This is a genomic window from Mesorhizobium shangrilense (genome assembly GCF_028826155.1).
Taxonomy (GTDB): Bacteria; Pseudomonadota; Alphaproteobacteria; order Rhizobiales; family Rhizobiaceae; genus Arvimicrobium; species Arvimicrobium flavum.
In genome coordinates, this window is the sequence record NZ_JAQGPN010000001.1 from 156,567 (window position 1) to 181,004 (window position 24,438).

The following is a 24,438-nucleotide window of genomic DNA, read 5'->3' on the forward strand; positions in this document are numbered from 1 at the left end:
CGAGGCCCAATCCATGCTGAAGACGATCCGGACCGCCCTTTTCTCTTCCGCCGTCCTCCTCTCGCCCGCAGCACTTGCGGGAGCATCGGCAGAACCGCTGAAGGTCGTCGCCAGTTTCTCGATCCTCGCGGACTTTGCCAAGAATGTCGGCGGCGACAGGGTCGAGATCACGACGCTGGTCGGGCCGGACGGCGACGCGCATGTCTACGAACCCAAGCCGGCCGATGCGGCGGCAGTCGCTTCCGCCGACGTCGTGCTGGTCAACGGGCTGCAGTTCGAAGGCTTCGTCCCGCGCCTGGTCGAGGCGAGCGGCGCAAAGGCGCCGCTGGTCGAGCTTTCGAAGGGAGCAGATCTCCTGCCGGCCTCCGGCGGCCACGAAGACGAGGCGGGCGCTGCGCACGACCACGGCAGCGAGGCCGACCACGATCACGGCGCCCACGATCCGCACGCCTGGCAATCGGTGCGCAACGCCAAGGTCTATGTGACCAATGTCGCGGACGCGTTCTGCACCGCCGACGCCGACGGCTGCGACACCTACCGGGCGAACGCCTCAGCCTACGGCCAGAAGCTCGATGTGCTGGAGGCCGAGATCACGGCCGCCGTCGCGGCCATCCCCGAGGCCAAGCGCACCATCATCACCTCGCACGACGCCTTCGGCTATCTCGCCCATGCCTACGGGCTGAACTTCGTCGCCCCGAAGGGCGTCTCAACCGAGGCCGAGGCGTCGGCCGCCGACGTCGCCGCCCTGATCCGCCAGGTCCGGGAGGACCGCGCGTCCGCCGTCTTCGTCGAGAACATCACGAACCCCCGCCTGATCGAGCAGATCGCCACCGAGACCGGCCTCGAAATCGGCGGCGCCCTCTACTCCGACGCCCTGTCGCCGGAAGGCGGCCCCGCCGCCACCTATATCGACATGATGCGGCACAACCTCGCCACCATCAAAGGCGCCGTCACGGGAAGCTGAGCTGTCTTTTCCACGGGAGTGAGCGGCATCAGATCAGCTCGCGCCGGCACACGCCATCGCATTTGATTGGACCCGGCGGCCCGGCAGGTTTATCCTTGCGCGTGGGGGCAATCGATCGCGACGACAACGATGCGGGCCGCACTTGCCCTGATCCTGTGTCTCGCCTGCAGCCCGGTGACCCCGGTCGCGGCCGCCGGAGATGACGAGGTCGACGTCGAGCTCGTGCTCGCCGTCGACGCCTCCAACTCCATGGACAAGGAAGAGTTCGCCCTGCAGCGGGCGGGCTACGTCAATGCGCTGCTGACCCCCGAATTCCTGAATGCCGTGCAGTCGGGCCGCCACGGGCGGATCGCGCTGACCTATTTCGAATGGTCCGGGTCGATCCGGCAGGGCTCCATCATCCCCTGGCAGATCATAGACGGCCACAACAGCGCGACCGTCTTCGCCGGGAAACTGGCGGCACTGCCGCTCGGCGGATCGTCCGGCGGCACGTCCATCTCCAGCGCGGTCGCCTTCGGCGCAAGCCTGCTTGCCCAGAGCAAGTTGCAGGGCGAGCGGCGCATCATCGACATCTCGGGCGACGGACCCAACAACACCGGCGGTCCGGTCGCAGCCGTCCGCGACGAGGCCGTGTCGGGCGGCATCATCATCAACGGCCTGCCCATCCTCATCCGGCCCTCGCAGATGACCGCGGCGATGTTCGGAACCGTCGACCGCTACTATTCCGATTGCGTGACCGGCGGCCCGGGTTCCTTCGTGCTCCCCATCCACGACGCATCCGAATTCGCCACCGCGATCCGCCTCAAGCTGATCCTGGAGGTCAGCGGCCTCGCCGCGCGGCCAAGGGTGCTGGCCGTCGCCGCGCTGCCCGTCGACTGCCTCGTCGGCGAGCATTACCGGCTGTTCTATCCGGATCCGTAGAACGGCAGCCCCGCGGCGTCCTATTTTTCCAGCCAGCGCCTTGCCGGGGATTCGTGCAACGCCCTCGCTGCGTTATCCACCACGCAAAGCTCCTGCAGCTGCGGGATCACGTTCCCCACGCCCATTCGCCGGCTGATTTCCAGGCTCGCAACGCAGAGGCCCGACAGTGCGCGAGCCAGCAGATCGCCGTTCAGTCGCGACGTGGGGATGGTCACGCTCATTCCCGTCAGCACGGCGCCTGAATTTCCCGCGATCGGGATACCCACGCAGAACACGCCGGGAATGCACTCTTCCGTGTCCAGGCTGAAGCCGCGCTGGCGGATTCTGCGAAGCTCGGCCACCAGGTCTTCCGGGTCGACGAACGTGTTCTCGGTGAAGCGCGCGAGCGGGCCGCTCCCCACCCGATCCCTTGCCTCGCTCTCGGGCAGATGCGCCAGCAGGACCTTGCCGATGCTGGTCGCGTGCGCAGGGAAACGACGCCCCACTTCCAACTGCATGCGCAACTGATGGGAACATTCCACCGTCGCGAGATTGACGCCCTCGGCGCCGCGCAGCAACCCGAGCTGGGCTGTCTCGTTCACCCCGGCAACGATTGCCGCCATGGCGGCCTTCGCTTCCCGCACTTCCACATGCTGCTTGAGAAACGACCGACCGTGCTCGAACAACTGCACGCCGAAGCTGTAGCGCCGCGTCTCGGGGTCGAATACCAGATACTGGCGCTGGGCCAGCACGGCGAGCAGGCCGTGCAGGCTGCTCTTGGGCACTTCAAGGCGCTTCACCAGTTCGGGAAAGGTCAGGCCGTCGGGCTCTCCCCCCAGACACTCGAAGACATCGAGAACCCGCTCTGCCGATTTGATTTTGACAGCCGAGCCATCCGCTGCCGGCCGCGCCTCTCTCGTCGTGAGCTCTCGCATCGCGCTGCTTGACTTCCCCCGGGATCTGATCGTAGTTTCTAACTGTGAACACTGGTTCATATATCTGAACCACTCGCACCTGGCAAGACGCCTCAAGGGGGAAAATTTGTTTCGCGGTATCTATCCGATGCAGTTCGCGTTCTTCGACGCGGCCGGCGAACTCGACAAGGCGGCGATGCGCCGTCAGGCAGAAGGCTGCATCGCGGCCGGCGTGGATGGTCTTGCGGTGCTGGGCCTCGGCACCGAGGTGAACAAGCTCACCCTGTCGGAGCGGCGGCAGGTCCTCGAGGGAGCCGCGGAAGCTGCCGCCGGCAAGGTGGCTCTCAGCGTCACCGTGGCGGAACCATCCATTGCCGCCCAGACAGAATTCGCCCGCTACGCGGTCGAGCTCGGCGCCGACTGGATCGTCCTGCAGCCTCCTCCCGTCCGCAGCGCAAGCGAGAGCGAGCTCATTCGCTTCTTCGGCAAGGTCGCTGACGCCGTGGATGCGCCGATCGGAATCCAGAATGCCCCCGAATATACCGGCATCGGATTGAGCGCCGAAGGTATTGCGACGCTGGCGCGCAATCATGCGAACTTTCGCGTCCTCAAGGGAGAAGGACCGGTCATCGGCATCCGCAAGATCATCGAGGAGACGAACGGACAGCTTGCCGTATTCAACGGTCGCGGCGGCCTGGAACTGACGGACAATCTCAGGGCCGGATGCGCGGGCATGGTTCCCGGCGCCGAAAGCTGCGACGTCCAGAAGCGCATCTTCGATCTCGTCACGTCGCCGCGCGCCGAGGATCAGGCAGAGGGAGAGGCGCTCTACCGTTCGCTGCTGCCCCTCGTCGTCTTCCTCATGCAGAGCCTCGACAACTTCCTTGTCTACGGCAAGCTGCTCGCGGCCCTCCGGTATGGCATCGAAAGCCTCAACCCGCGCACACCCTCGTTCGCTCCGAACCCGTTCGGCCTCGCCTGCCTGACGCGGGCCGCGGAACATCTTTGGCCGGACCTGGAGTTCGACCGCCTCGCGGCGATCTGCTCCACGCAAGCGAGCAGCACCGCGCCAGTCACCAGATCCTGACACATCATCTTTGGGAGGAGAACACATGAACATTTCGAGACGCGCGGCCTTGGCCGCGGCGTTCGTCCTCGGCCTGGCGGGAACCGCCAGCGCCCAGGTCACGCTGAAGTACGGGCATCCCAATCCGAACGAAAGCATCGGCGGACAGTTCGCCAATCGCTTCGCCGAACTGGTGAAGGAAAAGACGAGCGGCTCGGTCGTCGTCAACGTCTTCCCGTCCTCGCAGTTGGGGACGGCCAAGGAACGTTTCGAGGGAGTCCAGTTCGGGCTGATCGACTTCGGCCACGATTCCTATTCGACGGTCGGCCAGGCGGTCCCGGATTTCGGCGCGCTCGATTTGCCCTATCTCTACCGCGACGTCGAACACGCCGTTGCGGCCACCACACCGGAGACGAGCCCGGTGGCGCGTGAGTTGAACGAGCGGCTCAAGTCCGAAGCGCAGATGGAGGTCCTCGGCACCTTCCTCTACGGGATCCGCGAGCTGACCACCTCCAACTATCCGGTCCGTTCGCCGGACGACCTGGCAGGCAAGCGCATTCGCGCCATTCCCGTTCCGGTCTGGATCGGGATGGTCGAGGGCATGAACGCGATCCCCACGCCCGTCGACTTCGCGGAACTGACGACCGCGCTCGCCACCGGCGTGATCGACGGTCAGGAGAACCCGCTGACCGCGATCCTCACCTCGAACATGTACGACAGCCAGAAATACCTGATCCTCACGGATCACATGATCAACATCATTCCGCTGTTCGTGAATTCCGCCTCGCTTGCCCGTCTCTCGCCGGAGCAGCAGACCGCCATTCGCGATGCAGCGCGCCAGGCCGGCCAGGACATACTGGCAATCTCCGTCGCCGAGCATGAACGTCTCAAGACCGATCTGGCCGAAAAGGGCATGACCGTCATCTCGACGGAGGACGGACTCGACCTCGAAGCCTTCCGCACCCGGGTTTCCGAGCACGTGCGGGCGAAGTTCCCCGAATGGGCGTCGATCATCGAAGGCATCCAGGCGCTCCGGTAGGCTTCGCTCCGTATCGGCCGCCGGTTTCCGGCAACAGGCGATGTGAAAACCAACAGCTAAAGCAAGCTGCCCGATCCTGAAATCGCGCAGTCTGCTTTAGCGCGCGCCTCCGTCATGCGTGACAAGGGAGAGACCTGCATGGTGTGGAAGAAGTCCGGCAAGCTCGCCGACCGCCCGTTGGAGGCGGTCGAGCGCATGGGCGTCCTGATCGGCTGCGTTCTGCTGTGGGGCATGTTCGGCCTCGTCCTGCTGCAGATGTTCAGCCGGGTGCTGCTCAGCACCGGCTTGCCGTGGCCCGACGAACTGGCGCGCTATTTCCACATCGTGCTGGTGTTCTTCGGGCTCGCCTTTGCCCACCGCATGCGAAACCACGTCGACATGCTGTTCTTCGCCGAGCGCTGGTCTCCCGTGACGCAGCGCATCGCAGGGGCGGTCATCGAGCTGTCGATCGTCGTCTCTTCCGTCGTGATCGTCGCGGGCGGCATCAGCCTCATCAGCCGGATGGGATCCCAGAAGGGACCGTCGCTCGGATTGCCGCTCACCTATTTCATCGGCGTCACCGTCGTGGGGTTTGCCTTGCTCGCGCTCGAGGCGCTTCGGCAACTGGTCCGGAAGTTCAGCTCCAGCGACGCCGTCGCACTCCCCGACAAGAAGGAGCACCTCGAGCTATGAGCGCCATCGTCTTTGTCGGGGCATTCCTGCTGCTCGTCGCCATCGGCATGCCGATCGCGTTCGCCCTAATCGTGCCCGCCATCGCCTACATGCTGCTGTGGGGCTATCCGCTCGCAACCATCCCGCACGCGCTGACCAACTCGCTGGACTCCTTTCCCCTGCTGGCCGTGCCGCTGTTTGTCCTCGTCGGCAACCTCATGGGATCTTCCGGCATCGCCAAGCGCCTCTTCCACTTCGCGCACCTGTGCGTGGCTCACTGGAGGGGTGGCCTCGCCCAGGTCAACATCCTCGCAAGCCTGATCTTCTCCGGCAGTTCGGGCTCGGCGCTCGCCGACATCGGCGGCATGGGCGCCGTCGAGATCCAGGCGATGAAGGACGCCGGCTACAAGGGTTCGTTTGCGGCCGCCCTCACGGCGGCGTCGGCCACCACCGGCCCCATCTTCCCGCCCAGCATTCCCTTCATCATCTATGCGGCGACGGCCGAGACGTCGGCGGTCAACCTGCTGCTCGCCGGCATCGTTCCGGGCCTGCTCATCACGGTCGGCCTGATGGCCTTCACGGCCTACCTGGCCCGCCGCAGGAACTATCCGACGGAAGCCAAGGCCTCGCGATCCGAACTGTGGGACAGCTTTGTATCCGCCCTGCCTGCGCTGCTGACCCCGGTCGTGCTCGTGAGCGGAATGTTGGGCGGATACTTCACCGCGACCGAGGCGGCTGCGGTCACGGTCCTCTACATCCTGCTGATCAGCATCTTCATCTACCGTGACTTCGAATGGACCTTCCTTGTCCAGGCGACCTGGGACACGGTGCGGACAAGCGCCATCCTGATGATCATGGTGGCGGCTTCGGTCCTGTTCACCCGCATGCTCGCCTTCGAGCAGGTGCCCCAGATGGTGACCGCGGCGATGCTCTCGCTGAGCGCCAACCCGCTGGTGCTGCTGCTCATCGCCAACGTCGTCGTGCTGGTCATCGGGCTCTTCCTCGAAACGACGAGCGCCATCCTGATCCTGACCCCGCTGATCGCGCCGCCGCTGGTCGCCGCCGGCGTCGACCCGACCCATCTGGGGGTCGTCGTCGTCTACAATCTAATGATCGGTTTGATCACGCCGCCAATGGGCATGTCGCTTTTCATGGTGAGCACGGTCGCGCGCGAGCCTGTGGTGAATGTACTCCGGGAGATCATTCCGTACTACATCCCGCTCGTGGGCATTCTCATCCTTCTGACCTACGTCCCACAGCTCTCCCTGTGGCTGCCGCGCCTGTTGAACTAGGGTCAGCGGGCTGGCCGCACGCCAAAGACCCTGAACATCGCCGCGATGCTCGTCGACAGCCTCGTCTGCGAGCACTACCGGCTGTTCTATCCGGATCCGTGAGCGCCCAGGCGACCCCAGCGGCGCGAGAGTTGGAACGATCGACCGCCGCGGGCTTGGGCGTACCTGCGCACCGAAAAAGCCGACTGCGATACAAAATCAGTCGACCTGACCGCAACTGATTGCATAATGCAACCGGATCTGCGCGGATGGCGTGTGCAGGAAAGGAGAGATTATGGCCAAGCTCGTGTTCGGAATGAACCAGTCCCTGGACGGCTACGTCGACTATATGGAGTTTGGGCCAAGCCCCACGCTCTTCCGCCACTTCATCAAGGAGGCCCAGGAGCACGCGGGCAGCGTGTACGGTCGCCGGATGTATGAGATCATGCGCTACTGGGACGACGATCATCCGGAATGGGGTGCGGACGAGCATGCCTTCGCGGCGGCGTGGCGACGCCAGCCGAAATGGGTCGTCTCGCGCTCGTTGAAATCCGTAGGCCCCAACGCCAGGCTTGTCGGGGACGATCTCGGGAGCGCGATCCGGGCGTTGAAGGCCGAGCACGAAGGGGAGATCGAAGTTGCCGGCCCGGACCTGGCGAACAGCCTCACTGAACTCGGTTTGATCGACGAGTATCGGATCTACCTGCACCCAGTGGTGCTTGGTCACGGCAAGCCATATTTCGCCGGACCCCGGCCGCCGCTTCGCCTTGTGACGCATGACCGGATCGGCGAGGATGTGATCAGGCTGACCTACGTTCCAGCCTGATTTCGCGACTTGCCGGATGGCGTCGCTGCTGCACAGGACCACGACTGACGGATTTTGATGGCGTCCGTCATCGCGCGCCAATCCGGCACGCAGCCGCTTCGATCAATCTGTGCTGCCCCGCGGGCGCAGGGCGAACGCCGGACCACTCAGTCCTTGGCGCGCTCGACGTAGGAGCCGTCGGCCGTCATCACCACGATGCGCGTGCCCACTGTGATGTGCGGCGGCACCGCGGAGCGGACGCCGTTGGACAGCATCGCCGGCTTGTAGGACGAAGATGCGGTCTGGCCCTTGGTGACGGGCTCGGTCTCGATCACTTCCAGCGTCACACGCTGCGGCAGCTCGATGGCGATCGCCACCCCCTCGTGGACCGACAGGGTCACTTCCATGCCTTCCTGGATATAGGCCGCCTGGTCGCCCAGCACGTCCGCCGAAACCGTCACCTGATCGTAGGTCTCGGGGTTCATGAAGTGGAAGCCCTCGCCGTCCTGGTAGAGGAAGGAGTGCGGCCGGTCCTCGACATAGGCGCGCTCGACCTGCTCGGTCGTGCGGTAGCGCTCCGACACCTTAACCCCGTCGGAGATGCGGCGCATGTCGAGCTGGGTGACGGGCGTGCCCTTGCCGGGGTGGATATTCTCCGCCGACAGGATCACATAGAGACGGCCATCCTTGTCGACGACATTGCCTTTGCGGAGCGAACTGGCGATTACCTTGACCACGAGCAAACTTTCCAAGTGAGTCGGCCGCGCATGACAGCCTCTGGAACCAACATCCGGGCCCTACAGCATCCTTGCGATCTTCGCCAGTCGTCTCGCCTTTTTCAGTGTCCCGGGAGCGCCTGATCATGCAGAAAGCATCCCCCTGGTGGTCGCCGCACGTCCATGCCGACCGTCGCCCGCGCCTCCTCACCCGCAACGCCATCGCCGCGTCCGTGCGCGCCTGGTTCGCGGAACGCGGCTTCCTCGAGGTCGAGACGGCAGCGCTCCAGGTCTCGCCCGGCAACGAGGCGCATCTGTCCGCCTTCGCCAGCGAGGCGATCAGCACCGGCGGCGAGCGCGCACCGCTCTACCTGCACACCTCGCCGGAATTCGCCTGCAAGAAGCTGCTGGCCGCCGGCGAGCAGAAGATATTCAGCTTCGGCAAGGTGTGGCGCAACCGCGAGCGTGGGCCGCTGCACCACCCCGAGTTCACCATGATCGAATGGTATCGGGTCGGCGAGCCCTACCAGGTGCTCATGGAGGACTGCGCGGCGCTGCTCGCGCTTGCCGCCGGTAAGGCCGGTGCCAGGCGCTTCGCCTTCCGCGGCCGCGAGGCCGATCCCTTCGCCGAGCCGGAGCGCGTCACCGTCGCGGAGGCCTTTGAGCGCCATGCCGGCATCGACCTGCTGGCCAGCGTCGCCGCGGACGGCGCGACCGACCGCGAAACCCTCCTTGCAGCCGTGACGGCGGCCGGGATCCGCACCGCGCCGGACGACAACTGGGCGGACCTTTTCAGCCGCGTCATGGTCGAGAAGGTGGAGCCCAACCTCGGCCAGGGCCGCGCCACGGTGCTGTGCGAATACCCGACCGCCGAGGCAGCCCTTGCCCGCCCGACCGCGCACGACCCGCGCGTGGCCGAACGCTTCGAGCTCTATTGCTGCGGCGTCGAGCTTGCCAACGGCTTCGGCGAACTGACGGACGCCGCGGAACAGCGCCGCCGGTTCGTCGCCGAGATGGACGAGAAGGAGCGCGTCTACGGCGAGCGCTACCCCATCGACGACGACTTCCTCTCCGCCCTCTCCATCATGCCCGACGCCAGCGGCGTCGCCCTCGGCTTCGACAGGATGGTCATGCTGGCGACTGGCGCTCCCCGGATCGACGACGTGCTGTGGACGCCCGTCGCGGAGACGCCGCGATAGGCGCAGCGCACGCCGCCGCCCTTGCCTAACCGCGAATTCGGGGCCGGAAACGGCCCCGTAACGCCCGCAACTCTTGCGTTTTCGCCTCTCCCTGCTAAACGCCGCGCATGACCTTTGCGCTCGACCACATCCGCAACTTCTCCATCGTCGCCCATATCGACCACGGCAAGTCGACGCTGGCCGACCGGCTGATCCAGCTCACCGGCGGCCTCGACGCGCGCGAGATGGCCGGCAAGGAGCAGGTTCTCGACAACATGGACATCGAGAAGGAGCGCGGCATCACCATCAAGGCGCAGACCGTGCGCCTCGCCTACAAAGCCAAGAACGGCGAGGACTACGTCCTCAACCTGATCGACACGCCCGGCCATGTCGACTTCGCCTACGAGGTGTCACGCTCGCTCGCCGCCTGCGAGGGCTCGCTGCTGGTCGTCGACGCAAGCCAGGGCGTCGAGGCGCAGACGCTCGCCAACGTCTACCAGGCGATCGACAAGAACCACGAGATCGTCGTGGTGCTGAACAAGGTCGACCTGCCGGCCGCCGAGCCGGAGCGCGTCAAGGAGCAGGTCGAGGAGGTGATCGGCCTCGATGCCTCGAACGCCGTCGAGATCTCGGCCAAGACCGGCCTCAACATCGAGGCGGTGCTGGAGGCGATCGTCCACCAGCTGCCGCCGCCGCGCGAGGGCGACCCCACAAAGCCGCTCAAGGCCATGCTGGTCGACAGCTGGTACGACGCCTATCTCGGCGTCATCGTGCTGGTCCGCGTCATCGACGGCGTCCTGAAGAAGGGCCAGACCATCCGGATGATGGGCACCGGCGCAAAATACCCGGTCGAGCGCACCGGATACTTTACGCCGAAAATGATCCAGGCCGACGAGATCGGCCCCGGCGAGTTCGGCTTCATCACGGCCTCGATCAAGGAAGTGGCCGACACCCGCGTCGGCGACACCATCACCGAGGACCGCCGCCCGACCGAGCAGGCATTGCCGGGCTTCAAGCCGGCGCAGCCGGTCGTGTTCTGCGGCCTGTTCCCGGTCGACGCCGCCGACTTCGAGGACCTGCGCGCCGCCGTCGGCAAGCTGCGCCTCAACGACGCCAGCTTCTCCTTCGAGATGGAGACCTCGGCCGCCCTCGGCTTCGGCTTCCGCTGCGGCTTCCTCGGGCTCCTCCACCTCGAGATCATCCAGGAGCGGCTGGAGCGCGAGTTCGACCTCGACTTGATCGCCACCGCGCCGTCTGTCGTCTACCGCATGAACCTCATCGACGGCACGACGAAGGAACTGCACAACCCGGCCGACATGCCGGACGTGATGAAGATCACCTCGATCGAGGAGCCGTGGATCCGCGCCACCATCCTGACGCCGGACGACTATCTCGGCTCGATTCTGAAACTCTGCCAGGACCGCCGCGGCATCCAGGCCGACCTTTCCTATGTCGGCAAGCGCGCCATGCTGGTCTACGACCTGCCGCTCAACGAGGTCGTCTTCGACTTTTATGACCGGCTGAAGTCGATTTCGAAGGGCTACGCCTCGTTCGACTACCACCTCACCGACTACCGCGAGGGCGACCTCGTAAAAATGTCGATCCTGGTCAACGAGGAGCCGGTCGACGCGCTGTCCATGCTGGTCCACCGCCACGCGGCGGAAAAGCGCGGCCGCGCCATGTGCGAGAAGCTCAAGGAGCTGATCCCGCAGCACATGTTCAAGATCCCGATCCAGGCCGCCATCGGTGGCAAGGTGATCGCCCGCGAGACGATCTCGGCGCTCCGCAAGGACGTGACCGCAAAGTGCTACGGCGGCGACGTCACCCGCAAGCGCAAGCTGCTCGAGAAGCAGAAGGAGGGCAAGAAGCGCATGCGGCAGTTCGGCAAGGTCGACATCCCGCAGGCCGCCTTCATCGAAGCGCTGAAGATGGGCGACAACTAGGGCTGACGCCTGATCCTCCCCTGCGGAACGGGGGAGGGGGACCGCCGAAGGCGGTGGAGGGGGCGTCGCACCGCTTCACCCTCGCGCCGCCTCGGCAATCATCACCAGCATCCCCTCGAGCGCCCTCTCATCCAGAATATCCGTCGCCGCGATCCGCATGACGCGGATGCCGCGCCCCGCAAGCCAGTCGTCCCGCCGCAGATCATGGTGCATCTGCCCAGGCAGGTCGTGATGTGCGCCATCGACCTCCACGGCGAGCCGCCCCTCCGCCTGGAAAAAATCGAGCACATAGGGTCCAACCGGATGCTGACGCCGGAATCGAAGCCCGTTCAGCCGCAGACCGCGGAGGCAGTCCCACAGGATGACCTCCGGCAGACTCAGGTCGCGGCGCAACCGCTTCGCACGCTTGAATGTCTGCTTTTCAGCTCGCATCACCCGCCCCACGCCCCCTCCACCATGCTTCGCATGGTCCCCCTCCCCCGTAAACGGGGGAGGATCAGGCCGCGGCGACGTCACTCCATCAGCAGGTTTGCGGCCGCCGGACATAGCAACAGCTTCGCCGCCAAATCCTCCCCCGTTTACGGGGGAGGGGGACCGCCGAAGGCGGTGGAGGGGGCGGGCTGCTTGCCGATCTCTCCGTGTCAGTACCAGGGATTCGAAGGGAAGCGGCGATCATAGCGATGGTGCGTGGGAATACGCTAGCGCTATGGACCGGTGAGTACCACCGCCCTCGGCGGCAGGCCAATGCGGATGCCTAGGGGCAGACGCGGTAGGTGGCGGTGGTTTTCCTCGAACCAGCTTGTCGGCAGGAAGGTGAGCCGCCAGCGAGTCGCTCCGGGCGTTCGACACCTATGAAAGGTCCACCGGACCTTTCATTTCGCCTCCGGCGAACCGGTGCCTCATCCCCTTCCCCTTTTCCCAACTTGCCGCCCCCCTCCCTCCACCTCACACTCGGCGTTTTCCAGGAGGAGACGGCGATGTCCGACAACCTTTCCCGCCTGAAAGCCACCTACACCGCCTGGCACGACACCAAGGGCGACCGCGAGGTCTGGCGGCCGCTGCTCGCAGACCGGTTCAGCCTGCGCAGCGTCGACGAGAATTCGCCGGGGCTCGCCTTCGCGCGCAACCGGTATTCGCGCGAGGAGGTGCTCGACTATCTCGCGGGCGTTCTCAACGAATGGGAGATGGTGCACTTCACGCCGGAGACCTTTGTCAGCGAGGGCGACCAGATCGCAATGTTCGGCCTCTGCGCCTACCGCAACCGGGCGACCGGCAAGGTCACCGAGACGCTCGTCTCGGCGCTGTGGCGGTTCGAGGACGACAAGGCGGTGGCGATGACCGAGATCTTCGACAGCGCCGCGGTGTCTGCGGCGGCCACACCCGACGCGTTCATGCAGGCGTGACCGCGGAAAGCCTCCATTCCTGCCTTGAATGTCGGCGCACGGACGGAACCGGGCAAACCGCGGCCTGGGGACGGCGGGACCGGAAAGGCCGCGGTCACGGTCACCTCGCCCTCTGCGCGCTCGACATTGCGCCCACGGTGAAAACCGTAGATACATCAGAGTGATAGCAGCAGCGCGCCCTCCCACAGGAAAAACGCATGCGCTGTCTTCCAGCGCCCGCTGCGCCGTGCCATTGTCCGCCGCGCGGCCGGATGGGGCCGCTTTTGTTTTTTTGGGGGGATTTCATGACTCGCATTTCGGCGCTGCGCGCCGCTTTGTCCGGCGCATTGCTGCTCGCCTCGGGCGTTTCGACCTTCGCCGCCGACGTCACCTTCATGATGCGCAACGATCATCCGAACGCGGTGCGCCTCGAGCTCTACAGCCAGGATCGCGATCATGTCTGGCCGGGCGGCGGCAAGGACTACTACCTCGACGACGGCGAGACGAAGGAATTCCCGCTGTCGTGCACCCAGGGCGAGACCATCTGCTATGGCGCCTGGGTGGACGGCGACGAGGGCACCTACTGGGGCGTCGGCCCGGGCGACAAGGAGCAGTGCGATGACTGCTGCTACACCTGCACCGGCGGCGAGACCGAGGAAATCAACCTGGTTCCGTGAGGTCCCCGCGCCGATGATCCGCCTCCTCCTCGTCATCCTGTCGGTTGCCCTGCTCGCCGGCTGCGCCACGCGCGCCGCCGGCATTCCCGCTGCGGCGGACGACATCGGACCGCTGCCGGCCGACATGAAGCCGCTGACGGTGGAGCAGGAAGAGACGGCGGCGGACAGTTGACGAACGCAGAAAGCCTTTGGAAAACAAAGGCTTTCCTGCTTGCCGACCCTTCGGTTTCGTGATGTATGCGAATCAGGCGGTGGGAGGCTGCCGAATTTCCAGCTTTCGACAGCGCATCGTGGGACGAGCCTTGGCCTGTAACATCCGCACACCCTATGTGATCACGTCATTGCCCCCGAGGCGGCATTGATCTGGTAGTAGACGGCCATGTCGGCAGTCACTTCTCAGAGCGATATCGCGGTTGACGCAGGATCGCTGGTCCAGGGCACGGCGCGCGAAGCGGTCGCGCATCGGCGCGTCACCATCATCTGCAACGATACGGACTATTTTCTCCGCCACCGGCGGATCACCGCCGACACGCTCGCCCGGGAAGGCCACCACGTGCGGGTCGCGACCGGCGGCGCGGCCATGCCGGCGCAGGCGATCGGCAAGTGGGATTATCTTCACCTGCCGGTCGAGCGATTTTCCTTCCGGCCCGGCCGCGACACGGCGCTGATGCTGCGCACCGTGGCAGAGGTGCTGCGGCACCGGCCCGACACGCTCCATCTCATCACGCTGAAGCCGATCGTCTTTGCGGGGCTGGCGGCGCTGCTGGCGCGGCGCATCTCCGGAAGGCGGCTGCGCATCGTGGCGACGGTGCCGGGCCTCGGCCGGCTGATGTCGCCACGCAGCCGCATGAACGGACGCAGCGCAACGTTTTCCCGCCAACTGGTCGAACGCGCAGTCCGCATCCTGTCCAGCCGGCACGACGTCCACTTCACCTTCGAGACTGCGGCCGATCACGCGGTGTGGCTGGAGAAGGGCCTCGTGCGGCCCGAAGGCTCCACCGTCATCTGTGGGGCGGGCGTCGACCCGAAATGGTTCTATCCGGCCGAAGAACGCGCGCCTTCCGGAAGGCTGCGCGTGCTGTTCGCCTCGCGCCTGCTGGGCGCCAAGGGGCTGGACGCCTTCCTCGAAGCGGCGCGCGCCTTCCAGGGCAACCCGGATGTCGAGTTCCTGGTGGCCGGCATGGTGGAGCCGAACGATCCCGACGGGATCACCGCCGACGAGTTGGCCAGGGAGCCGGCGATCACCTTCCTCGGCGAGCGGCGCGACATGCCGGAGCTCCTACGCTCCGTCGACGTCGTCTGCCTGCCGACGCGCTATGGCGAAGGCATTCCGCGCATCCTGATCGAGGCGGCGGCGACCGGCATCCCTTGCATTGCCAGCGACATTGACGGCTGCCTGGAGATCGTCGAGGACGGTGAAACCGGCGTCATCGTCCCGGAACGGCCGATGCGGTCAGCCGCCGACGGCATCGCCAGAGCCGTGCGCGGCTATCTGGACGATCCCGAGCTGCTGCGGCTTCACGGCGAGAACGGACGCATCAAGTTCGAGACCGGCGACTTTGCCGAGGACAAGGTGATCGCGCATTTCCTGCGCCTGATCGCCGATCACTGAGGCGCCGCACAGCACCGCCGCACGAATTCAACGGCCACCTGCGCCACGCCTGGCCCAGACGCCGGTCCTTGACGCAATCGCCTGTCTTGGACGACAAGGCGGAAGCGCCTGTTTGTCGGATTTGTGGGGGTCGCACGTGAGCCCGTTGGGCCTGATACTGCTTGGCATCTCGACCGCGATCTTCCTGGCCGCCGCGAGCATGGCGAAATCCTGGGCGCTGATGCCCTCGGCGTGGAAGCTGGTGGTGACGCTGCTTCTCTATACCGCCGGCAACCTGATCATGCTGCGTCTGGTGCGGGAATTCGGGATGGCCGCTGCCTTCAGCCTGTCCGCCGTGATCCAGCTCGTCGCGGTCACCGTCATCGCGTTCACGTTCTTCGGCGAGCGGATGAGCGCGATCCAGAACGTCGGCGTGGTGCTTGCCGTCTTCGCCGTGGGCCTGATCACGCTCGGCCCCTGGATCACGGGGCGCTGAGGGAGGGCTCGCCATGAGTGCCTCCACCGGCCACAAGCCAGCCGCCCCCACCTTCGCGGAACTGTTCACGCCCAAGCTCGTCACCGTCTTCCGCGAAGGCTACGGCATGCCGCAGCTGCGCGCCGACGCGATGGCCGGGCTGACCGTCGCCGTCGTGGCGCTGCCGCTGTCGATGGCGATCGCCATCGCGTCCGGCGTGTCGCCCGACCGCGGCCTGTGGACGGCGATCGTCGGCGGCTTCCTGGTGTCGCTGCTCGGCGGCAGCCGCCACCAGATCGGCGGGCCGGCCGGCGCCTTCATCGGCCTGATCGCGTTGACCGCCGACCGACACGGCATCGACGGGCTGCTGCTGGCGACCACGATGGCGGGCGTGTTTCTCATGGCGCTCGGCTATCTGAGGCTCGGCACCTACATAAAATTCATCCCCTACCCGGTGACCGTCGGCTTCACCGCCGGCATCGCGGTCATCATCTTCGCCAGCCAGCTCAGCGAGCTGTTCGGGCTCAGCCTTGCCGGCAAGGAGCCGGGCGAACTTATCCCCAAGCTCGTGGCGCTCTGGAACGCCGCGGGCACGGTCAACCCGTCGGCGATCCTGGTCGCGCTGCTCACCATCGCCACGATACTCGTGCTCAGGCGTTGGCGTCCGGGCTGGCCCGGCATGCTGATCGCGGTCGGCGTGGCGACGGTGGCGGCCGTCCTGCTCAGCCTGCCGGTCGAGACGATCGGCTCGCGCTTCGGCGGCATTCCGCGCACCATTCCGGCGCCGGCCTTGCCGGCCTTCAGCCTCGAAAAGATGCAGGCGGTGCTGCCGGATGCGATCGCGTTCGCGCTGCTCGGTGCGATCGAGTCGCTCCTGTCAGCCGTGGTCGCGGACGGCATGAGCGGCCGCCGCCACCGCTCCAACTGTGAGCTGGTCGCGCAGGGCGCAGCCAATATCGGCTCGGCGATGGTCGGCGGCATCTGCGTCACCGGCACCATTGCGCGCACCGCGACCAACGTGCGCGCGGGCGCCTATGGGCCGGTGTCGGGCATCCTGCATTCCGTGTTCCTGCTCGCTTTCGTGCTGGTGGCCGCGCCGCTTGCCCGCTTCATTCCGCTTGCGGCGCTGGCCGGTGTGCTGGCGATCGTGGCCTGGAACATGGTCGAGCGGCATGCGATCGCCGCACTCGTGCGCTCCTCGCGCGGCGACGCGCTGGTGCTCGCGGTGACGTTCCTGCTGGTGATCTTCCGCGACCTGACCGAAGGCATCGTCGTCGGCTTCGGCCTTGGCGCACTGCTCTTCATCGGCCGCATGAGCAGCGCGCTGGCGATCGAAAGGGAACAGCCCATCGTCGAGGAGGACGTCGCCGATACCTCCAACGGCGACCGCAGGGAGTACGAAGCCGCATCGGCGACGGATCCGAACACCGTCGTCTACCGCATCTCGGGCGCCTTCTTCTTCGGCGCGGCCTCCGCCGTCGCGACGGTCCTCGACCGCATCGCCGACCAGCGCCGCAACTTCGTCATCGATTTCTCGCACGTGCCCTTCCTGGACTCCACCGCCGCCAACGTGGTCGAGGGCTCGATCCGCAAGGCGGAGAAGGCCGGCGTGCGCGTGGTGGTGAGCGGCGCCTCCCCCGCCACCCGCCGCATGCTGGTCACCCATGGCGTCAAGCCGCAGCGGGTGCAGTTCGCCGAGAACATCGAGGTGGCGCGAAAGCTGATCGAGGCGGAGCATGCCGGCGTCGAGGAAAAGCCCGGCCACTGAGAGTTTTCTGGGCGCAGGAAGGCTCTTAGGGATATTTCGCTAGGATCTCGGCGAGGAAGGCGTCGCGCAGGCGCTCGAAGGTCTGCATGCTCATGCGGATCGTGTCGCCGACCGCGAGCCCGGTGACGGACCTCGCGGGATCGTACCGGATGGTCCGGTCGGCCTGCAGAACGCCCGCGTTCGCCATGATGGAGTTCGCCAGCATCCTGACTTCGTTCAGCGGGTTCCCGTCCGTCCTTTCGACGGCGCGCAGCCGATGGACGAAATGGTGGTCGAGCGCGAGCACGAGGTTGTTGAAGAGGGCGGCCTCGAAGACGCCGACGGCCGCCACGAGGTCGCGGCTGCTGATCGTCGACGCCGCGATCGTCATCATGTCGAGATAGCTTGAGAGCTGCGCGGCGAGTCTCGCCCGGCAGGCTTCGACATAGGTGGCGGGATAACTGCTGATGGCAAGCATGTGGTCCCTCCTTCGCAGGTTGCACTGCCCTCTCTCATGATGCGGATCGCCCGTCGGCCTCGCCATCCTTGCGCTGGACCTCCGATCGATCGGGCACCGGATGTGCCAACTGTTCGGAACGCGGTTCGTGCCAGGTGACCTGGCGATAGTCGAAACCGTATTCCAGCGTCGGCTTCACGATACGGAAATACGGCGACAGGTCGAAGTCGCGCGGCGTGTAGAGCGAGTGGTGCCGGATGTGCATGATCTCGCGCCGCGAGAACGCCGACTGGGCCGACGCGCGGCCCGGCGCGCGCGTGATCTCCGGCAGGATGGGGTAGCGGATGTGCTCGTAGGCCTCGGCGATCAAGCTGGAGCAGATCGCGCGCGTCGGATCGCCTGAACCGAAGGCGATCATGCGGCGGCGCCAACGCACCGGGACCGGCAAGGGGAACGGCAGGAAATAGCGCAGCATGTCGGTGATGTTCTTCAGGTCGTATTTCAGCCCGAGCTTGCCGACCATGAAGTCCACCACATAGGCGCGGTCGTCAGGGGACAGGCCGTTCGCCCGGCAGATGCGGGTGTTGTAGGTCTTGTACTTGGACAGCGGCACCGCCACGCAGCCGTCGCCCAGATTGACCTCGATGAGGCGCGGGCGCTCGGAGCCGTCGGCAGGCGCAGGCAGGGCGTCGCCGACATAGAGCGCGGAATGCGACCAGGTCGACTGCGTCAGGTACTTGATCACCGCCGACACGCGCTGGTTGCCTTCGATCAGGAGGACGTCTCCGGGCTCGAGTGTCCGGCGCAATGTGTCCGGATCCGACGGCGTATAGGGCTCGTAGCCCGACGAGGCGGATTCGAGTTTGCGCGCCATCAGGCGCCCAAGCCGGTCGAGCAGCGTTTCGGTGGTCTCAGTCATCTTGCTCCTCTCCGCCTGCAACTATGTACCAGACGGGCTCTCTCCAAAAGTCCAGCTGGCGGCGGTGATCGGTCCAGAGAATTGACATTAATCAATCGATTGATTAAATTCAATCAATGAGCACCATCGAGAAAGTGCCCCCGACACCCCCAAGGCAAGCCGCGAATTCGGCCGACCAGACGCGACTGGCCCTCATCCATGCAGCACTGCAGCTGTTCGGCAGCCGCGGCTTCGAAGGCACCTCGACGCGCGAGATCGCAGCCGCCGCCAAGGCCAACATTGGCTCGATCGCCTATCACTTCGGCAGCAAGGAGGGTTTGCGCCAGGCCTGTGCGGAGCACATTGCGCAGACGATGACCACACTCTCGGCGCACGTTCTCGCCGCAGCCCCCGATCCCTTCGAACTCTCTCCGCAAGCAGCGCGCAAGCTGCTGAAGGACATCCTCGGGACGATGACGACCTTTCTCGTCAGCCGACCGGAGTCGGGGGAGTTCGTGCAGTTCATCCTGCGTGAGTTGGCGCATCCGACCGCGGCGCTCGACACCATCTACAACCGCATGTTCGCGCCCATGCACATGCGGATCTGCCAGGTCTGGGCGGCCATCACGGGCGAAGATGCCGAGGCGCCAGCAACGCGCATCGCCGTGTTCACGCTGATCGGCCAGATCGTCTACTTCCGCATCGGCCGCGAGGCGGTGCTGCGCCGGATGGAGTGGACCGACATCGGCGCAGACGAAGCACGGCAGATTGTCGAGGCGGTCACGGCGAACCTCGACGCCATCCTGGCCGCACACGGTGCTCCGCCGCAGGACAAGGTCAACTGAGATGAGCCTCCTCTGCTCGATCCCCCTGGCGGCTTCGCTGTTCTCGGCCTGTGCGTCGCCGCCGCTCGCCGTCGGCTATGTCGAGGGCGAATTCGTGTTGCTGGCGCCGATCGAGACGGCGCAGGTGATCGACGTGGCGGTCAGGCGAGGCGACCGGGTGGAACCAGGTGGCAAGATCGCGACGCTTGACCGGGGAGACGCCGAGATCGCCGTTGCACAGGCAGAAGCCGCACTCGCCCAGGCCGAAGCGCAGCTCGCCGACCTGAAAGTGGGAAAACGGCCCGAAGAGATCGCGGTGCTGGAGGCGGCGGTCCGCTCCGCCGAGGCCGAGCAGCAGGAGGCCGAACGGGTCCTCGTCCGCGTGCAGGACCTTCACGAGAAGGGCATCGCCACGCGCGCCTCGCTCGACGAGGCGACAACGCAGCTCCAGGTCGCGCAGGCCGCGATCGGCCAGGCGCAGGCCAACCTGGACGTGGCACATCTTCCGGCACGCGCCGAGGCGATCAAGGCGGCAGACAACCAGGTGCGGCAGTCGCGGGCGGCACTCGACCAGGCGCGCTGGCGGCTTTCCAAGCGCGACATCATGGCCCCCGCCACCGGGCGGATCGATGACGTCATCCGCAATCCCGGCGACCTGGCGGGACCGACGTCCCCCGTGGTCTCGATGCTGCCCGATGGCGCGGTGAAGCTGAAGGTCTACGTGCCCGAAGCACACTTCTCCTCCGTAGAGGTTGGCACCCTCCTCAATGTGCGCTGCGACGGCTGCGCGGACGGGCTGACGGCCAGGGTGAGCTACGTGTCGCCCGACCCCGAATTCACGCCGCCGGTCATCTACTCGCTCGAGACCAGGCAGAAGCTCGTCTATCTCGTCGAGGCGCGGCCCGAGGGCGACGCGCGGGCGCTTCAGCCGGGCCAGATCGTGGATGTGAGTTTAGGGGAGTAGGGGAGTAGGAAGCAGCCAGCGGGAGGAACTCGCAAGCCAAATCAAGCGAAGCATATTTCCCCTACTCCCCTACTCCTTACTCCCCTTGCGCGGACACCAGCATGGACGTCATCAACGTTACCAATCTCGTGAAGCGCTACGGCGCCAAGACCGTCGTCGACCATGTGACGATGACCGTCACCGAAGGCGAGATCGTCGGCTTCCTCGGTCCCAACGGGTCGGGCAAGACGACGACGATCCGCATCATGTGCGGGCTGCTCACGCCCGACGAGGGCGACGGCAAGGTGCTCGGCTACGACCTCAGGACCGAGAGCCTGAAGATCAAGCGCGAGGTCGGCTACATGACGCAGAAGTTCTCGTTCTACGAGGACCTGACCATCGCCGAAAACCTTATGTTCGTCGCCCGGCTCTATGAGCTCAAGCCGCCCAAGGAGCATGTCGACCGCACGCTTCAGGAACTCGGCCTGACCTCGCGGCAGGACCAGCTTGCCGGCACGCTGTCGGGCGGGTGGAAGCAGCGGCTGGCGCTGGCGGCCTGTATCATGCACAAGCCGAGGCTCCTGCTGCTGGACGAGCCGACGGCGGGCGTCGACCCCAAGGCGCGCCGCGAATTCTGGGACGAGATCCACCGGCTGGCGCGCGGCGGGCTCACCGTACTGGTCTCCACCCACTACATGGACGAAGCAGAGCGCTGCCATCGGATCAGCTATATCTCCTACGGAAAGCTGCTCGCGACCGGCACGGTCGAGGATGTGATCCGCAACGCGGGCCTCTCCACCTTCGTCGTCAGCGGCGACGGGCTCAACGAGATCGCCGAGGAGCTCCAGGGCCGCCCCGGCGTCGAACAGGTGGCGCCATTCGGCGCGACGCTGCATGTCGTCGGCTCCGACCGGGCGGCGCTCGAGGCATCCCTCGAGGACATCAAGGCGAGGGAGCACGTCTCCGTAGAGGCGGGCGAGACCAGCCTCGAGGACGTCTTCATCCAGTTCATGGCCGGCTCCAAGGACAACATGGCATGAGGAGCGTCTTCTCCTTCCCGCGGCTGGGCGCGCTCCTCATGAAGGAGTTCATCCAGATGCGGCGCGACCGCATCACCTTCGCCATGATGCTCGGCGTGCCGCTGATGCAGCTCGTGCTGTTCGGCTTTGCCATCAACAACGACCCCAAGAGCCTGCCGGCCGCACTGGTGGCGACCAGCAACGACAACTACACGCGCGCCATCGTCTCGGCGCTGCAGGTGACCGGCTACTACCGCTTCGATCACATCGCGAGAAGCGCCGCGGAGGCTGAGGCGCTCCTCGCCCGCGGGGATGTTTCGTTCGTCGTTACCATCCCGTCGGACTTCGCCCGGCGGGTCGTGCGGGGCGACAAGCCGCAAATCCTCATCGAGGCCGACGCCACCGATCCGGCCGCCTCCAGCGGCGCCATCTCGACGCTGTCCACGCTGGCCTCGCAGGCGCTGCTGCGCGAACAGGGGATGCAGCAGGCGGCGGCCGAGAACGCCGACAGCGCGCTCTCGGTGGTCGTCCATCGCCGCTACAACCCCGAAGGCATCTCGCAATACAACATCGTGCCCGGACTGCTGGGCGTCATCCTGCAGATGACCATGGTGATGATGACCTCGATGGCGCTGACGCGGGAGACGGAGCGGGGCACCATGGAGAACCTGCTCGCCATGCCGGCCAACCCCGCCGAGATCATGCTCGGCAAGGTGCTGCCGTTCCTGGGGGTGGGCGCGGTGCAGGTGGCGGTGGTGCTGGTGGCGGCAAAGCTGCTGTTCGGCGTGCCCTTCATCGGTTCCCTGGCGATGCTCCTGTCCGCCGTATTCGCCTTTGTGCTCGCGCTGGTGCTGCTGGGCTACACGATCTCGACGGTCGCCCGTACTCAGATGCAGGCCATGCAACTGACCTTCTTCTTCTTCCTTCCCTCGATCCTGCTCTCGGGATTCATGTTCCCTTATCGCGGCATGCCGCAATGGGCCCAGTATCTCGGCGAGATCCTGCCGCTGACGCATTTCCTCAGGATCATCCGCGCCGTGATGCTCAAGGGCGCCGACTTCGCAGCCATCTCGACGGAAGTCGTGTGGCTCTGCGGGTTCATCCTGTTTTTCGCCGTATTGGCTCTGTTGAGGTTCCGACGCACGCTCGATTGAGGGAATAGAGCTGGGGGGCATCCGTTCATCCTATCCGTGCGTAACGGAACTTGATCACGCCAAGTTCACGAACGTGAAACTGAATGCTTGCGGCCGCGTTTTGCCGCAAACGGAGACGAGACACATGCGCAGACTCCTTATCTCTTCCGTGCTGGCCGTAGCGACGGCGGTCACCGGCTTGCCACTCACCGCGACCACCGCCTCGGCCCAGGATGTCGAGTTGAGAATCGATCGCGACGGGCCGCAGCTGAGGCTCCGGGAGGGCTGCAATCCAAACTACGAGGATTGTTACGACCGGGGCCGCTATGACCGACGCGACTACGATCGCCGAGGCTACTACGAGGTCGAGAATCGTGGGTGCACGCCCGACCGCGCGTTGCGCAAGGCGGACCGCATGGGCATCCGCCGCGCCCGCATCGTCGACGTCGATCGGCGTTCTATCGAGGTCCGCGGCCGCGACCGCAGGGGTGACCGGGTCTACCTGACCTTCGGCCGCCGCGACCGCAGCTGCCCGGTCTGGTAACCGCCTGCGAACGGGACGTCGGAGGCCATCAGGCCTCCGACAGCAACCTTGCATAGACGCTGAGGTCGACGTTGCCGCCCGACAGCACGACGGCCACGCATCTGCCGCTCAGGTCGATCTGACCGGACCCGACCGCCGCAAGGCCGACCACCCCTCCAGGTTCGACGACCAGCTTCAGATGCGACGCGGCATCGCGCATGGCGGCCGCGGTATCTTTCTCGGAAACGGCGACCGCACCGCTCAGCGCTCTTCGGTTGATCTCGAAGGTGATCTCGCCCGGCTCGGGCGTCAGGATGGCGTCGCAGATCGAGCGGAAGCCGGACGCGTTGGCGACGCGCCTGCCTTCGGCCAGCGAGCGGCGCGTGTCGTCAAAATTCTCCGGCTCGGCAGCCCAAACCTCGGTGCTCGGCAACAGCGCCTTCACGGCAAGCGCGATGCCGCTGATCAGCCCACCGCCGCCGCAAGGCGACACGACGGCGTCCAGCTTCGCTCCCAGGTCGGCGGCCTGCGCAACCAGCTCCAGTCCGATCGTGCCCTGCCCCGCGATGATCATCGGATCGTCGAACGGTTTTACAAGCACCCGACCCGCATCGACGTAGGACTTCACCACCGCGTCGCGGTCGTCCTTGAAGCGGTCGAAGGTGATCACGGTGGCGCCCATCGCATCGACATTGCGGCGCTTGATCGCCGGCGCGTCGATCGGCATCGCGATCACCGCGTCGATGCCGAACAACTTGGCCGCCGCGGCGACGCCCTGTGCATGGTTGCCCGACGAATAGGCCACGATGCCGCGCGCCCGTTCCTCCGGACTGAGGGATGAGATCTTGTTGTAGGCGCCACGGAACTTGAAGGATCCGGTGCGCTGCAGCACCTCGGGCTTGAACAGGACGCGGCCGCCGACGCGATCGTTGAGGGCGGGCGATTCGAGCAGCGGCGTCTCGATTGCGTGGCCCTTGATGCGGGCCGCCGCAGCGTGGACGTCCTCGATGGTGGGCACGGCTGGGGCGTGGATGGTCATGGGGCAATCCGTTCCAGAGTTTTCCCGGATGGTGCATGGAAGAGCACGGCTTGCCAGCAAAAAGATGTCATCGCGACAATCGTCAGTTCGTGCGTCGCTCTTTTCGCGGGGGTGGCATTGCGGCCTGGCGCCACTTGTCCGCCAGTTGTGCATGAGGCCGGCATGGGACCTTTTGGTGGGCTGCGCGGATAGCGCGGCATGGGTCCTAGGGTCTCCGCAGTTCGCTTCGCTCCTGCTCCGCCCTAGGATGACGAAGTTTGAGAGGACAGCCGCTAATCACCAA

General features: G+C 65.8%; 26 protein-coding genes. 20 read left to right on the forward strand and 6 right to left on the reverse strand.

Going from position 1 to position 24,438, the window contains the following annotated elements:
- Positions 1-13 precede the first annotated feature (13 nt).
- Both aztC and PD284_RS00765 read left to right on the forward strand, forming a co-directional pair.
- Complete coding sequence (gene aztC, locus PD284_RS00760) at positions 14-964, forward strand: zinc ABC transporter substrate-binding protein AztC (protein ID WP_274626333.1); 951 nt, start codon at positions 14-16, stop codon at positions 962-964.
- A gap of 129 nt (positions 965-1,093) precedes the next feature.
- Complete coding sequence (locus PD284_RS00765; protein WP_274626334.1) at positions 1,094-1,885, forward strand: DUF1194 domain-containing protein; 792 nt, start codon at positions 1,094-1,096, stop codon at positions 1,883-1,885.
- Positions 1,886-1,905: 20 nt separating this feature from the next.
- Here PD284_RS00765 and PD284_RS00770 read toward each other — a convergent pair whose 3' ends face one another.
- Positions 1,906-2,799 (reverse strand): IclR family transcriptional regulator, encoded by an 894-nt coding sequence (locus PD284_RS00770; RefSeq protein WP_274626335.1) that lies wholly within the window; start codon positions 2,797-2,799, stop codon positions 1,906-1,908.
- Between the two features lie 106 nt (positions 2,800-2,905).
- Between PD284_RS00770 and PD284_RS00775 the strand changes: the two genes are divergently transcribed.
- The 5 genes from PD284_RS00775 to PD284_RS00795 all read left to right on the forward strand — a co-directional run bounded on the left by PD284_RS00775 (position 2,906) and on the right by PD284_RS00795 (position 7,631).
- Entirely contained in the window at positions 2,906-3,865 is a 960-nt protein-coding gene (locus tag PD284_RS00775) for a dihydrodipicolinate synthase family protein (RefSeq protein WP_274626336.1), read from the forward strand.
- A 25-nt stretch (positions 3,866-3,890) separates the two neighbouring features.
- The gene (locus tag PD284_RS00780) at positions 3,891-4,883 is read left to right on the forward strand and encodes a TRAP transporter substrate-binding protein (RefSeq protein ID WP_274626337.1); all 993 of its coding nucleotides are present in this window, start codon (positions 3,891-3,893) and stop codon (positions 4,881-4,883) included.
- A gap of 138 nt (positions 4,884-5,021) precedes the next feature.
- Positions 5,022-5,555: a TRAP transporter small permease gene (locus PD284_RS00785; RefSeq protein ID WP_274626338.1), complete on the forward strand. Its 534-nt coding sequence runs from the start codon at positions 5,022-5,024 to the stop codon at positions 5,553-5,555.
- Positions 5,552-6,826 carry a TRAP transporter large permease gene (locus PD284_RS00790; protein WP_274626339.1) on the forward strand — a complete coding sequence of 425 codons (1,275 nt, stop codon included), beginning with the start codon at positions 5,552-5,554 and terminating at the stop codon, positions 6,824-6,826. The genes PD284_RS00785 and PD284_RS00790 overlap by 4 nt, the downstream gene beginning before the upstream one ends.
- A gap of 274 nt (positions 6,827-7,100) precedes the next feature.
- Positions 7,101-7,631 carry a dihydrofolate reductase family protein gene (locus tag PD284_RS00795; protein WP_274626340.1) on the forward strand — a complete coding sequence of 177 codons (531 nt, stop codon included), beginning with the start codon at positions 7,101-7,103 and terminating at the stop codon, positions 7,629-7,631.
- Positions 7,632-7,777: 146 nt separating this feature from the next.
- Here the strand turns inward: PD284_RS00795 and efp are convergent, their stop codons facing one another.
- A complete protein-coding gene (gene efp / locus PD284_RS00800) occupies positions 7,778-8,347 on the reverse strand; it encodes an elongation factor P (RefSeq protein WP_274626341.1) in 570 nt (189 codons plus the stop codon).
- A gap of 125 nt (positions 8,348-8,472) precedes the next feature.
- On the opposite strand from efp, the gene epmA reads away from it, so the two are divergent.
- Positions 8,473-9,525, forward strand: coding sequence for an EF-P lysine aminoacylase EpmA (epmA, locus tag PD284_RS00805; protein WP_274626342.1), 1,053 nt, complete (start codon positions 8,473-8,475; stop codon positions 9,523-9,525).
- A 107-nt stretch (positions 9,526-9,632) separates the two neighbouring features.
- Positions 9,633-11,447 carry a translation elongation factor 4 gene (gene lepA, locus PD284_RS00810; RefSeq protein ID WP_274626343.1) on the forward strand — a complete coding sequence of 605 codons (1,815 nt, stop codon included), beginning with the start codon at positions 9,633-9,635 and terminating at the stop codon, positions 11,445-11,447.
- 75 nt (positions 11,448-11,522) lie between these two features.
- Here the strand turns inward: lepA and PD284_RS00815 are convergent, their stop codons facing one another.
- Positions 11,523-11,879 carry an endonuclease domain-containing protein gene (locus tag PD284_RS00815; protein WP_274626344.1) on the reverse strand — a complete coding sequence of 119 codons (357 nt, stop codon included), beginning with the start codon at positions 11,877-11,879 and terminating at the stop codon, positions 11,523-11,525.
- Between the two features lie 545 nt (positions 11,880-12,424).
- On the opposite strand from PD284_RS00815, the gene PD284_RS00820 reads away from it, so the two are divergent.
- The 6 genes from PD284_RS00820 (at position 12,425) to PD284_RS00845 (ending at position 17,340) form a co-directional block, all read left to right on the forward strand.
- Positions 12,425-12,850, forward strand: a complete 426-nt coding sequence (locus PD284_RS00820; RefSeq protein WP_274626345.1) for a nuclear transport factor 2 family protein — start codon at positions 12,425-12,427, stop codon at positions 12,848-12,850.
- Between the two features lie 284 nt (positions 12,851-13,134).
- Positions 13,135-13,506, forward strand: coding sequence for a hypothetical protein (locus tag PD284_RS00825; RefSeq protein ID WP_274626346.1), 372 nt, complete (start codon positions 13,135-13,137; stop codon positions 13,504-13,506).
- A 13-nt stretch (positions 13,507-13,519) separates the two neighbouring features.
- Positions 13,520-13,678: a putative periplasmic lipoprotein gene (locus tag PD284_RS00830; protein WP_274626347.1), complete on the forward strand. Its 159-nt coding sequence runs from the start codon at positions 13,520-13,522 to the stop codon at positions 13,676-13,678.
- Positions 13,679-13,885: 207 nt separating this feature from the next.
- Positions 13,886-15,118, forward strand: a complete 1,233-nt coding sequence (locus PD284_RS00835) for a glycosyltransferase (RefSeq protein ID WP_274626348.1) — start codon at positions 13,886-13,888, stop codon at positions 15,116-15,118.
- A gap of 136 nt (positions 15,119-15,254) precedes the next feature.
- Positions 15,255-15,593, forward strand: a complete 339-nt coding sequence (locus PD284_RS00840) for a hypothetical protein (RefSeq protein WP_274626349.1) — start codon at positions 15,255-15,257, stop codon at positions 15,591-15,593.
- Positions 15,594-15,606: 13 nt separating this feature from the next.
- Positions 15,607-17,340, forward strand: coding sequence for a SulP family inorganic anion transporter (locus PD284_RS00845; protein ID WP_274626350.1), 1,734 nt, complete (start codon positions 15,607-15,609; stop codon positions 17,338-17,340).
- 25 nt (positions 17,341-17,365) lie between these two features.
- Here the strand turns inward: PD284_RS00845 and PD284_RS00850 are convergent, their stop codons facing one another.
- Complete coding sequence (locus PD284_RS00850; RefSeq protein ID WP_274626351.1) at positions 17,366-17,797, reverse strand: hypothetical protein; 432 nt, start codon at positions 17,795-17,797, stop codon at positions 17,366-17,368.
- Positions 17,798-17,831: 34 nt separating this feature from the next.
- Entirely contained in the window at positions 17,832-18,695 is an 864-nt protein-coding gene (locus PD284_RS00855) for a C40 family peptidase (RefSeq protein WP_274626352.1), read from the reverse strand.
- Between the two features lie 116 nt (positions 18,696-18,811).
- On the opposite strand from PD284_RS00855, the gene PD284_RS00860 reads away from it, so the two are divergent.
- The 5 genes from PD284_RS00860 (at position 18,812) to PD284_RS00880 (ending at position 23,137) form a co-directional block, all read left to right on the forward strand.
- Positions 18,812-19,519 carry a CerR family C-terminal domain-containing protein gene (locus tag PD284_RS00860; RefSeq protein WP_274626353.1) on the forward strand — a complete coding sequence of 236 codons (708 nt, stop codon included), beginning with the start codon at positions 18,812-18,814 and terminating at the stop codon, positions 19,517-19,519.
- A gap of 1 nt (position 19,520) precedes the next feature.
- Positions 19,521-20,462 (forward strand): HlyD family secretion protein, encoded by a 942-nt coding sequence (locus PD284_RS00865; RefSeq protein WP_274626354.1) that lies wholly within the window; start codon positions 19,521-19,523, stop codon positions 20,460-20,462.
- A gap of 101 nt (positions 20,463-20,563) precedes the next feature.
- Positions 20,564-21,481 (forward strand): ABC transporter ATP-binding protein, encoded by a 918-nt coding sequence (locus PD284_RS00870; RefSeq protein ID WP_274626355.1) that lies wholly within the window; start codon positions 20,564-20,566, stop codon positions 21,479-21,481.
- Positions 21,478-22,614: an ABC transporter permease gene (locus tag PD284_RS00875; protein ID WP_274626356.1), complete on the forward strand. Its 1,137-nt coding sequence runs from the start codon at positions 21,478-21,480 to the stop codon at positions 22,612-22,614. The genes PD284_RS00870 and PD284_RS00875 overlap by 4 nt, the downstream gene beginning before the upstream one ends.
- A 124-nt stretch (positions 22,615-22,738) precedes the next feature.
- The gene (locus PD284_RS00880) at positions 22,739-23,137 is read left to right on the forward strand and encodes a hypothetical protein (protein ID WP_274626357.1); all 399 of its coding nucleotides are present in this window, start codon (positions 22,739-22,741) and stop codon (positions 23,135-23,137) included.
- Positions 23,138-23,165: 28 nt separating this feature from the next.
- Here PD284_RS00880 and PD284_RS00885 read toward each other — a convergent pair whose 3' ends face one another.
- On the reverse strand, positions 23,166-24,155 hold the full coding sequence (locus tag PD284_RS00885) for a threonine ammonia-lyase (protein ID WP_274626358.1): 990 nt from the start codon (positions 24,153-24,155) through the stop codon (positions 23,166-23,168).
- Positions 24,156-24,438: the final 283 nt, after the last annotated feature.